The organism is Pseudoalteromonas sp. ESRF-bin5, from assembly GCF_002632075.1.
GTDB lineage: Bacteria > Pseudomonadota > Gammaproteobacteria > Enterobacterales > Alteromonadaceae > Pseudoalteromonas > Pseudoalteromonas marina.
Window position 1 is genome coordinate 1 of record NZ_NTLW01000143.1, and the last position, 13,266, is coordinate 13,266.

Annotated in this window: 12 protein-coding genes; 5 read left to right on the top strand and 7 right to left on the bottom strand. The window is 39.2% G+C overall.

Annotation, left to right across the window (positions count from 1 at the left end):
- The 3 genes from BCG07_RS07890 to BCG07_RS07900 form a co-directional block, all read left to right on the top strand.
- Positions 1-684, top strand: a 684-nt coding sequence (locus tag BCG07_RS07890) for a sodium ion-translocating decarboxylase subunit beta (RefSeq protein WP_286889697.1), incomplete at its 5' end; no start/stop codon positions are given.
- Between the two features lie 139 nt (positions 685-823).
- Positions 824-1,795, top strand: a complete 972-nt coding sequence (locus BCG07_RS07895; RefSeq protein WP_006794341.1) for an aldo/keto reductase — start codon at positions 824-826, stop codon at positions 1,793-1,795.
- Between the two features lie 12 nt (positions 1,796-1,807).
- Entirely contained in the window at positions 1,808-1,984 is a 177-nt protein-coding gene (locus tag BCG07_RS07900) for a hypothetical protein (RefSeq protein ID WP_170865578.1), read from the top strand.
- 148 nt (positions 1,985-2,132) lie between these two features.
- Here the strand turns inward: BCG07_RS07900 and BCG07_RS07905 are convergent, their stop codons facing one another.
- Complete coding sequence (locus BCG07_RS07905) at positions 2,133-3,446, bottom strand: peptidoglycan DD-metalloendopeptidase family protein (protein ID WP_010556536.1); 1,314 nt, start codon at positions 3,444-3,446, stop codon at positions 2,133-2,135.
- Between the two features lie 323 nt (positions 3,447-3,769).
- On the opposite strand from BCG07_RS07905, the gene tyrS reads away from it, so the two are divergent.
- Positions 3,770-4,969: a tyrosine--tRNA ligase gene (gene tyrS / locus BCG07_RS07910; protein ID WP_006794338.1), complete on the top strand. Its 1,200-nt coding sequence runs from the start codon at positions 3,770-3,772 to the stop codon at positions 4,967-4,969.
- A 67-nt stretch (positions 4,970-5,036) separates the two neighbouring features.
- Here the strand turns inward: tyrS and BCG07_RS07915 are convergent, their stop codons facing one another.
- From BCG07_RS07915 to folE2, 4 genes are all read right to left on the bottom strand, one after another.
- On the bottom strand, positions 5,037-5,981 hold the full coding sequence (locus BCG07_RS07915; protein ID WP_243531591.1) for a cobalamin biosynthesis protein CobD/CbiB: 945 nt from the start codon (positions 5,979-5,981) through the stop codon (positions 5,037-5,039).
- Positions 5,982-6,689 (bottom strand): 5'-methylthioadenosine/S-adenosylhomocysteine nucleosidase, encoded by a 708-nt coding sequence (gene mtnN, locus BCG07_RS07920; protein WP_006794336.1) that lies wholly within the window; start codon positions 6,687-6,689, stop codon positions 5,982-5,984.
- Between the two features lie 113 nt (positions 6,690-6,802).
- On the bottom strand, positions 6,803-7,396 hold the full coding sequence (locus tag BCG07_RS07925; protein WP_006794335.1) for a DUF2726 domain-containing protein: 594 nt from the start codon (positions 7,394-7,396) through the stop codon (positions 6,803-6,805).
- Positions 7,397-7,502: 106 nt separating this feature from the next.
- On the bottom strand, positions 7,503-8,423 hold the full coding sequence (folE2, locus tag BCG07_RS07930) for a GTP cyclohydrolase FolE2 (protein ID WP_008130926.1): 921 nt from the start codon (positions 8,421-8,423) through the stop codon (positions 7,503-7,505).
- 214 nt (positions 8,424-8,637) lie between these two features.
- Here folE2 and arcB point away from each other — a divergent pair, with 214 nt between their 5' ends.
- The gene (arcB, locus tag BCG07_RS07935; protein WP_243531589.1) at positions 8,638-10,956 is read left to right on the top strand and encodes an aerobic respiration two-component sensor histidine kinase ArcB; all 2,319 of its coding nucleotides are present in this window, start codon (positions 8,638-8,640) and stop codon (positions 10,954-10,956) included.
- Between the two features lie 7 nt (positions 10,957-10,963).
- Here arcB and arcA read toward each other — a convergent pair whose 3' ends face one another.
- Complete coding sequence (gene arcA / locus BCG07_RS07940) at positions 10,964-11,680, bottom strand: two-component system response regulator ArcA (RefSeq protein WP_006794331.1); 717 nt, start codon at positions 11,678-11,680, stop codon at positions 10,964-10,966.
- A gap of 452 nt (positions 11,681-12,132) precedes the next feature.
- Positions 12,133-13,266: sensor histidine kinase (locus tag BCG07_RS07945; RefSeq protein ID WP_286889702.1), on the bottom strand; the 1,134-nt coding region annotated here is incomplete at its 5' end.

Genomic DNA, 13,266 nt, shown 5'->3' on the forward strand with positions numbered 1-13,266 from the left:
CCAACGGCAATATTTTTAGCCTCAAAATTAGCGCCTGATTTATTAGGTGCCATTGCGGTAGCTGCTTATTCATACATGGCGCTAGTTCCAATTATTCAGCCTCCTATTATGCGTGCACTCACAACACCAGAAGAGCGCCAAATTAAAATGCCTGAGCTACGTAAAGTATCTAAAAAGGAAAAAATTATTTTTCCACTTATGGTACTTACTGCAACAGCCATGTTTTTACCAGCGGCAATACCGCTAGTAGGTATGTTCTGTTTGGGTAACTTAATGCGTGAATCGGGTGTTGTTGACCGCTTAAGCAACAGTGCGCAAAACGAAATTATCAATATAACAACTATATTTTTAGGATTAGCGGTTGGCTCTAAGCTCGCTGCAGATGACTTTTTGACAGTAGAGACTATTGGTATTTTAGTGCTGGGTGCGCTTGCTTTTGGTATTGGTACAGCATCAGGTGTGTTTATGGCTAAAGGCTTAAATAAAATATCAAAAACCCCTATCAACCCGTTAATTGGTGCCGCTGGTGTGTCAGCCGTTCCTATGGCTGCGCGTGTAGTTAATAAAGTAGGGCTTGAAAATAACCCACATAACTTTTTACTTATGCATGCAATGGGCCCTAATGTGGCGGGCGTATTAGGCAGTGCTGTTGCTGCAGGTATTTTGTTGGCACTTGTTGGCTAAATTGAGATTTAATTTCAACCAACCATTGAGCGCAGTTTACTGCGCTTTTTTTTGTCCGAAACTTCTGTTCGTTAATGGTTTCTTGTTTTGAAGTTTTTGTTTAAAGTGGTGGCTCTTCGCAATTTTAAGGATAGTCATTATGCTTCACACTCCATTAGCTCACTACTTACCTAATGTTAGTAAACTTGTATTTGGATGTATGGGGTTGGGAGGCGGTTGGAATAAAGACCCGATTACCAGCACGCACCTTAAACAAACCCACGAGTGCATTGATAACGCGATTGAAGGCGGTATTAATTTTTTTGATCACGCAGATATATACACTTTTGGCAAAGCAGAGCAGGTATTTGGTCAAGCACTCAGTGAGCGCCCAGAGCTGAGAGAGCACATATACATTCAGTCTAAATGCGGTATAAAGTTTGCTGATGAAAAAGGGCCTAAGCGATATGACTTTTCAGCCGATTGGATTGAACAGTCTGTAGAAAACTCACTTAAGCGATTAAATACGCAATACCTTGATGTACTCATGTTACATCGCCCAGATCCTTTGATGGAAGTTGATGAAGTTGCACGTGTATTTAGCTGTTTAAAAGAAAGTGGCAAAGTAAAACATTTTGCCGTATCAAACATGCAGCAACACCAAATGAACTTTTTGCAGCATGCTCTTGATATGCCTATTGTAGCTAACCAAATAGAGGCCAGCTTACAAAAACATCAATTTATAGATGAAGGCTTGTATGCTGGTAATAGCGACGGGAAAGACATTAACTTTACGCCTGGTAACATTGAATATTGCCGCAGCTTTGACATTCAAATACAAAGTTGGGGGAGCTTGTGCCAAGGTTTGTATACCGGCGGTGATTTATCAAATGCGTCGCAAGCCGATATCAACACAAGTATTTTAGTAAATAAACTTGCTGCAATTTATGGTACCTCTGCAGAGGCTATTGTACTTGCATGGCTACTGCGCCACCCAGCGTCGATTCAACCCATTATTGGCACTACTAATGCTAAGCGTATTAAGGCATCGTGTGAGGCTATAAATGTTCATTTAAGCCGAGAGCATTGGTATGCCTTATACGAAAGCGCTAAAGGCTGCGAAGTACCATAAAAAGGCTTTTCAATGAATGTAATTATTATTTTAGTTTGTTTATTTGTAGCATTGGCAATACTGATCCCATTACTTGAAAAGTATCAAAGCAAAATGGGGCTGGAAGGGGCAACAAAATACAGCAAATATATTTGGCCATTAGTGATGGGGTCTTTAGTTATCCAGCTTATTTATGTGTTAATGAATTAGGCGTGTATCGCTATTGTAGGAAAATTAAGATTAGTAGCCTTTAATATAGAGCACCCTGTGTGAGCTAACTATTGTTAATAAATAAAAAGCACAAAAAAGCCCTTGTAGGTTAAACCTGTAAGGGCTTTTTAATACAGTGATAGCCTGATTACTTAAGTGCCAGTTGTAACTCGCGGTTACGCTCTAACTGAGCAATAAAGTTATCAGCAATAGGTTTAAACTTAGCAAGCTCAGAGCGTGGTAAAGGCTCTGATTTTGGTAATTTAACCGTTTTAGGGTTACGGTGAACACCGTTAACTAAAAACTCATAATGTAGATGCGCGCCAGTTACACGACCTGTAGCACCTACAGTACCAATTTTATCACCTTGTTTAACCTTTTGACCTGTTCTAACAAGCTTTTTATTAAGGTGTAAATACTTAGTGACATATTGTGTGCCATGGCTAATAAATACGTAGTTGCCGTTGTACTTGCTGTAACCTGCCTTAACGACTTTACCGTTACCCGATGCAACAACAGGTGTGCCAGTTCGTGCCGCGTAATCAATACCACGGTGTGCTTTTACTTGCCCAGTAACTGGGTGTAAGCGACGTGGATTAAAACTCGAGCTAATATATTTAAAATTAACGGGGGCACGTAAAAATGCTTTTTTCATACTGCGGCCTTCTGGGGTGTAGAAGTTTCCATCAGTATGTCTAATTGCTGTAAAACGCTGCCCTTGGTTAATAAACTCAGCCGCTATAATTTTACCAGTACCTATAAATTCGCCTTCAACATAGTGAGACTCGTAAATTAAGCCAAATTGATCGTTTTTACGAATGTCGTTAGCAAAATCCACATCCCAGCCAAAAATGTCAGCAAAGTTCATAATTTGGCGTTCGCTTAAACCCGCTGCAATTGCAGAAGTCCAAAAGTTGCTAGAAATTTCGCCGCCAGCTGTTTTGGTCAGGGTTTCTATTTCTTTACTATCTATCGCTGTATTGTAATTACCTTCGTCGTCTAAGGTTACATACAGCGTATCTGTTTTAGAAATAACGTAACGCAATTGTTCAAGTGCGCCATCTTTACCTGTTGCAAAGCTCAGTACTTCGCCTGGGTGAATTTTAGTCAGCTTACGGGTTTCTGCGTTTGTGTTGATTAGTTTATGAAGCGTTTGCGCTGAAAAGCCCGCGCGTTTAAATATAATTGCTAAGTTGTCACCCGTTTTTACTTTGTGGTCGACTAAATCATACTCTGGAAGCTTTTCTGCTGCTTGCTCTGAGTTTAACTCGGTAAGTTTTTCGTTGTCATCGACTTTAACTTGAAGCTCGTAGCGTTTGCCAATCTCTAATGCATTTGCATTGTTGTCTTTGGACGCTGTTGCTTTCTCAGATGGAAGAAACGTTAAAGCGGCAATAGCAGAAACCAAACATAAGATAAGCAATTTGTGTTTTTTGGGGAGGGTATTAACCACGTGAACCATAACGTGCCTTTTTCTGCTGTCAAGATAATAAATACATAATATTGCAGGATATACCTAATATTGTGTGAATACCAGTGCTTTGTAGATTTTAAATCGCGCTGAATTACGCTAAAATCGGGCTTTATATGCCTTTTTAGCGCTTAATTTATCTCAGACTGTGCGCATTTTATTTAGTTGCATTAATCACTTAAAAAGTTGTTTTAATTAGGTAGAAATTTGTTATGTTAGTTGCACATATAAGTTTGATTTAGCCCTTGTTAAACTAAGGTTATACAAAACAACTAGTAGCCCTCTTTGTTGGCAGAATTTTGGAGTAATAGACTGTGGATTTACAAACCGCTCTTGCAGAGATAAAACGCGGTGCAGAAGAAATATTAATTGAAGACGAGTTAGTTGAAAAACTAAAGTCGGGCAAAAAGTTAAAAATCAAAGCGGGTTTCGATCCAACAGCGCCAGATTTACACTTAGGGCACACAGTACTAATTAATAAAATGAAAACTTTTCAAGACTTAGGTCATGAAGTTATTTTCTTAATTGGTGATTTTACAGGAATGATTGGTGATCCAACCGGTAAAAATGTGACGCGTAAACCGCTTACCCGCGAAGATGTTCTTGCCAATGCTGAAACGTATAAAGAACAAGTTTTCAAAATTCTAGATCCGGCAAAAACAACCGTTGCTTTTAATTCAACGTGGATGGAAAAGCTGGGTGCTGCAGGCATGATTAAATTAGCTGCAAACCAAACAGTTGCGCGTATGCTTGAACGTGATGACTTTAAGAAGCGTTACAATGGCGGGCAGCCAATTGCAATACATGAATTTTTATACCCGTTAGTGCAAGGTTGGGATTCGGTTGCATTAGAATCTGACGTAGAACTGGGTGGTACCGATCAGCGCTTTAATTTACTAATGGGTCGTGAGCTTCAAAAAGTTGAGGGCCAAAAGCCACAAACTGTTTTAATGATGCCATTACTTGAAGGTACTGACGGCGTTCAAAAAATGTCTAAATCTTTAGGTAACTATATCGGTATTACTGATGCACCAAATGACATGTTTGGTAAAGTTATGTCGATTAGTGATGTATTAATGTGGCGCTACTACGATTTACTAAGTGGCCTTTCGATTGAGCAAATAGCAGCACAAAAAGAACGTGTAGAGCAGGGGACTAACCCGCGCGATATCAAAATTGAACTTGCTAAAGAGCTAATTGCACGTTTTCATAGTGAAGAAGATGCACAAGCTGCGCACAACGATTTTATTCAACGCTTTCAGAAAAAAGCGCTGCCAGATGAAATTCCTGAGCTGACAGTAACCATTGCAGAAGACACTATTTTAATCGCTAACTTATTAAAAGAAGCTAATTTAGTTGCAAGCACATCAGAAGCGATGCGCATGATAAAACAAGGTGCAGTTAAACTGAACGGTGAAGAAAAAATCACTGATACCAAACTAGAAATAGCAAAAGGCACAACCGCTATTTATCAAGTAGGTAAACGTAAGTTTGCAAACATTACCGTAGCTTAAGTGTGTGGGTAATAAAAAAAACCAGCTTAGGCTGGTTTTTTTATACTCAATTTTTACTAAGTAAAGCTCAAATGCTTTTTAGAATTTCAATACACACAATAACTAGTACCCAAAAGGCGCGCGCCTGATTAAGCCGATTTAATACGGCTGGTACATCGTCAGCATTAGGTAACCTATCAGTACCAACTCGCATTTTGTTATGCCGCTTGTTAAAGTACATAGCGGGTCCACCTAGTTGCACGCCAAGTGATGCAGAGCATGCACTGAGTAACCAGCCTGTATTTGTTTGATAGAAGTGTTGGCCATAGTGTTTTATGTAGTGAACACTTTGCTTTGTGGCCTTACTCGCAGCAATTGTGAGTGTAAGTAAACGCACCGGGATATACTCAATAACAAATAAAACAAGCTTTAATGGTCTTAAAAATTCGCTGTTTGGTGAAATATCACCACGCCATGCTTGCTGCATCAAGGTAAGTAGTCGGTAACCAAGTGCTGCAACTGGCCCTAAAAGTAAAAAAACAAATATAACCACAAAGTAATAACGAGCAGTACGAAGTATTAAGCTTTCAATGAGGGCTTTAATAATTCCTGTGGTCGAAAGCTTGCTGACTTCACGAGCAAGCAGTGGTTTTAATAGCTCGCGTGCGGCTGACTTTTGGTTTTGTTTAGTGAGCTTTGCAATACGAAGGGCTTTTTTATTGAGGCTTTGGCTTTCAAGGCAAAGGTATAAAATAAGGCCTGCAAGTAGCTCTGGGTAAAATGCAAATTCAAGTAGCAATATAACAATTAGTAAAACAACACTGAGCACCAGTACGCTTGCAAGTATGGCTGCTAAATAGTGGTAGCTGTTTGTATTTTGTTTATTATAAATACGTTTGCCTATGGCGCTAAATACGGCCACTAAAACGGTATTCGGATGGTACCAACTAACGAGTGGTAAAAAGCGCTCAGCAAGGAGCGCTATTATAAACACAATAAAGTCCAAATGGTTTTGAACAATATTGCTAAGCATTTACAGTGTTACAGCTGTTAGCTTTTCAAGCAGAGCAACAACCATTTTAGATGAGTTGATTGATGCTGTTTCTAAGTATTCTTCAAACGACTGTGGCGATTCTTTGCCAGCAATATCAGACATTGAACGAATAACAACGAAAGGAGTTTCAAGCGTATGACAGGTTTGCGCGATAGACGCACCTTCCATTTCTACAGCAAGCATTGAAGGAAAGTCGCTGCGGGCTTTATCAATACGAACAGGATCACACATAAAGGTATCGCCAGTACAAATAAGGCCCACTAACGTTTTAACTTCGCTAATTTGTGCAATAGTTTGCTCGGCTGCTTCAACTAATTTAGGGTGTGCAGCAAAACCTGCAGGCATTTGTGGTACTTGGCCAATTTCGTAACCAAATGCAGTTACGTCAACATCGTGGTGACGAACTTCTGACGATATAACGACATCGCCAACACTTAATGATGGATCAAAACCGCCAGCAGAGCCGGTGTTAATTACGCAATCAGGCTTAAAATTATCAATAAGTAATGTAGTTGCAATGCTTGATGCTACTTTACCAATACCTGATTGAACAAGAGTTACTGTGCAGCCCGCTAATTCACCAGTGTAAAATGTAAAACCTGCTTTAGTTAAAATAGCTGGGTTTTGCATTGCTTCACGCAAAATTTTAACTTCTGGCTCCATTGCGCCAATAATACCAACATTCATAGTGTTTGATTCCTGAGTTTGAATAGCTTGATTATACGTGAAGTTAGCAATAAAAAACAAAAAAGCGAGACATTTAAAATGCTCGCTTTAATGCAAATTTAGTCACCTGATAATTATATTTCTGCTAATGCTGTTGAATGGGCTTTAGCTTGTGAGGGAGATAAAACAGCAGGTTTGTGAACTCGGTTACGTAATGGGCGCTGTGCTGTTGGTGCTGGTTTACCCAGTTTGAACATAATGGCATCGCGTACTTCTGATGGGCGATAGCCCGCTTTTACCTTCATGCGAATGTGTGGAATGCCTGCAGCTTCTAAGGCGCCATTTACAAACCAGTCGCGCTGGGCTTTGTGGCCATCTTTATTTGCGTTATTTACTAAATCAACAGCTGCTACGATGGTCATTTTTTCTTTGTCGATTAACACAAAATCAAGCTGCTTATTTTTGGCTTTAGCAATGGCTGCACGTTTTGATTTAGGTGATAAACCTTCTTTACAGTCGATCACATCAATAAGCTTAACTCGGCTCACTATTTTATATTGATCGCCAATAGCGCGTTCTAACAGGTTTAAAAAGGCGCTTTCTACTTGCGTAAATACACTTTGTTTACGTTTAAAAGGATAAGGATTACCGCCGTCGTCACTAAATTTTGACGCGGCAATTGATGCACCTACCACTAATACTAAAATCGACAATAAAGCGAATTCCATACGGTAACTCCATAACAACAAATTGACACTGTTTTGTTAAAGCAAGTACCGTGCCCAAATATTGTATATGATTTACCGAATGGTGATTTAAGTTAACGCAGGTGTTTTATGCCTTATACCCGCCATTAATACCTTTAACAGCAACCGCCACAGCGTCGTGGGCGTGAAGCGATTCGTAATGGTTTATTTGTAGCCAGTAATCTGCGTAACCGTCTGTTTCTAATATTGCTTTAATTTTACGCGCGGCATCTTCGCAGAACATTAAATTTTGCCCATTTAAACGGGCAAACTCTTGTTCATCTTCACGCTTTACTGCCGCTTGCACTGGCGTTTTAAGCTCGCCTTCAAGGGTATTTATTAAGTTAACTACATCAAACTCATTAATGTTGCTATTAAGTTTAACTTTTACGTTAGCAATTGAGCGCTGCGAGTGAGGAGTTGCCACAATGCCTTGTGTTGTGCCAAGCCACTCAAGTACCTCTTTTTGGTTGAGCGTGTCTTGGTTAAATTTTTCGCTAAATGCATTTTGTATTAGCTGGCGTGCAAGAGCCGCCGAGCAAGGGCAAGTTGATGAATAGGTAACATCAACGGTTAGCTCGTAACTAATGATATTATTTTCAATTGTACTTGTAAGTGTGATTGGATAGCTTTTCCAGCCAGCTTTGCCACTCAATAGAGACTTACGGCGAAGTGGTAGCTCAAACTTAAACTCAATCTGTGCCTTATTACTCAACCCTTCATGGCTAGATATAAACGTATTTAGTGCTTGGCTAATTGTTTGAGGATTTACTTGTTGCTCTGTTGAGAGTAAATCAAGCGCTAAAAATAAGCGTGACATATGAATGCCTTTGGCGTCTTCTTTGTGCAAGTTAACAAATGCGCGGGCTTTGGCATTAACAGTAACAGGGCTTAAATCACGCGATTCAAAAATAAATGGCAGTTCAATTTCACCCATGCCAACCCAGTCTAATTTACCTGTTTGTAATGCAGGAGCGGTGTCAGCTATATCGGGCATATTGGTTTGCATGCTATGTTACTCGTTATTGGCAATGATAAGGCGCATTATTTTACACGAAATAATCAATGGCTGAAACGAGGACTTTACTGCCCGCTAAAATTGCGTATGAATATTTTCTGTTTTTGTCGCACAACATGAAAATAGCGAATAGAAAAATGCTAAAATCTGTAAATAGCATTGCCTTTCTTATATTTAAGCAAACAGCAAAGAGATAAAACTACGTATGACCGATTATTCTTTGAGCCCTTGGGTTCGGGTGCTTTCAAGTTCAATAGCGCGATTTGGTGAGTTAAAAACAGCTGCCATTTGTTACGCTTTATTTTTAGCGGCGTCTCTTATTTTATCGAGCATGTTTTACTACGTAGCTATAGGCGAATTGTTTCTTGTAGATATTTTGGCCGTGGTATTTTTTTCAGCTGTTGTGTCACCTTTAATTATAAGCGTACTTATTAATTCAATTCGTCAGTTAGATGCTTCCTACGCCTACTTAGATAGCGCAACTAAACAAGAAAAACTATTAAACCAAACACTTAAAGATAATATTAGTCGGCTTAATATTGAAATAGATGAACGTAAAATGGCTTTTCATGCTAAGCATCGCGCCATTGAAGAACTGCGTAGAGAAATTGCTGAGCGTAAAAAAACACAGCAAGAGCTTGCTCAGCAAAGCATGTTGCAACGCTCAATTGTTGATTCATCCCCCGATCTATTTTATTACCGCGATAACAATGGGGTATTTGCTGGCTGCAATAAAATGTTTGAAGAAGTAATGGGTAAATCAAGCAGTGAGCTTATAGGTAAAACGGTTGAACAAATATTCCCAAACGACTTTTTATCTGAAGTATTGCGCACAGATAAAGAGGTAGAGCAAACTCACAAAGCACTCACCATCGATGTAGGTTATGAAGTTGATGGTGCAACGCGCTGGTTTGAGCTACGAAAACTTCCCTTTATAAACGATGAAGGCGACTACATAGGTTTACTTGGTTTTGGGCGTGATATTACGAGCCGTAAAGAAGCGGCTGAGGCGCTTGAAACCGCATATAAAGATAAAGGGAAATTTATAGCCACGTTAAGCCATGAGTTGCGTACCCCGCTTAACGGTATTGTGGGCTTAACACGTATGTTGCTCGATACCGATCTAAATAAGCAGCAACGCAGTTGGTGTAACACGGTTTTTTCAAGTGCTGAAACGCTCGGTAATATTTTTAACGACATTATAGATTTAGATAAAATAGACAGAGAGCAGCTCGATATTGCCGCCAACTCTATTAATGTATCTGATTTTATAAACGATGTTGTGAATTTTGCAGGGTTAATAACTGAGCAAAAAGGGCTTGAGTTTGATATTGAGCGAAATGGCATGCTTGATATATATGCACTGCTTGATCCTACTCGTTTACGCCAAGTGGTTTGGAACCTGATAAACAATGCAGTGAAATTTACCCAGCATGGCAAAGTCACACTCGAATGTAGCCGTGAAAATCGCCCTGAAGGCCCATGGTTAGTTATTAAAATCTCAGATACAGGGCAAGGTATTCCACAAGAGCAGCTTTCTCGTATTTTTGACATGTACTATAAAGCACCTGATTTACAAGGCACTAATGCAATAGGTTCAGGTATTGGGCTTGCGGTAACTAAAGCGCTAGTCACGGCAATGAAAGGCAGTATTACAGTAAACAGTACAGAGGGTGAGGGCAGTTGCTTTACAGTGCAAATACCGCTGAGCTTATGTATTGCGCCTACAGAGCAAAGCTATGTTGGCCGAGAGCTTTATATTTTACTCGTTGAAGACGTACCACTTAACGCCGAAATAGCCACTAATTTATTGGAGCAACGCGGACATGAAGTGCTATGGGCTGAAACGGGCGAAGATGCACTTTCGTTTGTTGATACCGAAGACGACCTAGATTTAGTATTACTTGATATGCAGCTACCCGATATAAATGGCGATGAAGTTGCAAGGCAAATCCGTGCTGATAGCCACTTTGATAACCTGCCTATTGTTGCACTAACCGCTAATGTGAGAAGTGCAGAAGAAGAGCTTGAAGGTATTTCTATTCAAGGCGCTTTAGCTAAACCTATTAATACAGTAAAGCTTGATAAAATGCTCGCTGACTTATTTGATATTAAGCAAGCTCAATGCAACGAGCCACAGCTAAAAGTAACCGACGAAGCACTTAAAAGTATTGATGCGCATTTGCTAGATATTGAAACAATAGAAGACTTTGTTAATTCTATGGGGTTAGTTGTGTTTAGGCGCAGCAGTCAGTTGTTTGAAAAGCTAAATCCGCAATATCAACAAGAACTGCTTACGTCATTAAATACAGGCGACAGGGAAGAGTACAAATCGGTTGCGCATAAGCTTAAAGGTGCCGCAGGTTCTGTTGGTTTGAACGATGTTCAACTGCATGCAAAAGTAATGGAATATGGCGCGATAGATGAGAGTGATGAAGTGCTTGAGGAGTGGCTGCTGGTGTTGGCAGATAAAATAAATGAAGGACAACGTGCCCTTCATTTATTTCTACAGCAATTAGAATAAACGCTAACTAGCTGTCGATTTTACCAATAAAGCGGTAGCCTTCACCATGAATGGTGCTGATAAGCTCTGATGTAGAATTATCGCTTTCAAAATGCTTACGAATACGGCGAATAGTTACATCAACAGTACGGTCGTTTGCACGTAGCTCACGGCCTGTCATATGTTTAATTAGTTGTTCACGGCTAAAAATACGACCTGGAGAATCAAGCATTAATCGCAGTGCTCTGTACTCACCTTTAGGCAAGCGCTTAGCATCGCCATTAGGAGATGTTAAACAGCGGCTATTTTCGTCTAATTCCCAACCGTTAAATGTAATAACACCATTAGTTTCAAGCGCTGATTCATCATCGCTTAGGCCAGTACGTGTAATAAGGTTACGCGCTCTAATAGTCAATTCACGAGGGTTAAATGGTTTAGTAATGTAATCATCAGCGCCAATTTCAAGCCCTAAAATACGATCAACATCGTTATCACGACCTGTTAAGAAGATAAGGCCTACTTTGCGTTTTTGGCGTAATTCACGGGCTAATATAAGGCCGTTTTTGCCTGGAAGATTGATATCCATAACTACGAGATTAACGTCGTCGTTATTTGTAAGCTTGTCATGCATGTCATCGCCATCAATGGCTTCAATAACTTTGTAACCTTCAGCTTCAAATAAACTAACGAGGTTTAGTCGAGTTACGTCTTCATCCTCTACGATTAGAATGACTGGCGTTTGCATTATTAATTAACCTTTTTGGAATATTTTATTTACAAAAAATCGGTATTTAGTATAAATCCGACTACTAGAGATTATAGGATTATATCCAATTGTTAACAAGAAAAAACAAGTTGGATAAAAATAAAACAGTAAGAGTTCAAAGTTTGCTCAAAAAGCCCGTGCAAAAACTACTGTTAAATCGATCAATACACGTATGAAGTTCATTTACTTTGATAATTTATGGACCGGCTGACTACGCAAAGCTGTTAAATAATCAGACTAATTCAAAGTTAAATTATATCACTATCTAATCTTTCATCAATGTATGTGATATCGCAAAAGTAATAAAGTTCAAAAAATTGCGCTATATAAACGATAACTATTACACTTGTTTACCACATGAAGCATAAATAGGGTCAATAAGTAGTAATTCAAGGAATACAAGTAAATATATGTGTTTGGTTACTTCACTTTTAAGGGATGGTTATGATGAATCGCGCACCGCGTTTTTTTTCTAAATCAATTAATATATGGCCGCCTAAAGCTTGGGTTACTAAATTGTAAACTAAGTGCATGCCTAAGCCACTTGCCCCCTGTCCTCTTTTTGAGGTTACAAATGGGTCGAATATTCTGTGTTTAATTTTTTTATCTACGCCTTGGCCGTTATCGCTGTAAATAATAGTGAGTTTTTTTCCTGTTAACTCTACATCAAATTGTATTTCATTATTTTCATTACCAACGAACCCGTGTAGTAGTGAGTTTGTTATTAGTTGTATAAGTACTTGTTGTAATGGTTCTGACTTGCTTTCTACGGTTAAATCGGTTGCACAATTTATGTTTATAACCGGTTTTTTCTCTTCAAGCTCTGAGCTTATTGATGTCAAAACATCTGTTATTAACTTATGAATATTAATGTAGGTAGTTACGTCATCATCTTGAATAACCGCTACCTTTTTAAAGGTTGAAATTAAGTCGGCTGCACGGTTTAAGTTACGGTAAATCAAATCTAGGTTTTCAATACCGTCGTCAATAAAGCGTTTTAATTGATTTGAAGTCAGTTTTTTATCATCAAAGCTAATTTGTAAATCGGCTAACTTATCGCGCAGCAAAGTAGAGCTTGTAATACCAAGGCCTATTGGGGTGTTAACTTCATGTGCAACACCGGCAACCATTTGACCAAGCGATGCCATTTTTTCATTTTCAACAATCTGCGTTTGATACTGATGCATACGCTCAAGGGTTGATAATAACTCTTGATTTGCCTCTCGAAGGGCTATGGTTCGTTGGTTTACTTTTTCTTCTAGCCCTTGGTTAAGCTGTTTAATTTCTTCTTTGTCTTTTTCATGGCGAGTCAATTGTTTTTGGGTGCGTGTAAGCATGATGTTTAAACTGTTAGAAAGCGCTGATATTTCTTTTACGTCGGTTACTGGTGCGCGTACATCGTAGTTATGATTTTTTGATACGTCTTGTAATAGCATGCTAAGCCGCTCTATCGGTCGAGCTATTCTTTTTTGAACATTTATTGCGATAAAATACACAACAACAAGTATCAGTAAAGTCAGTAAGATATCTACAACTATTTTTTGTTTTATATAATCGTCTAAGCT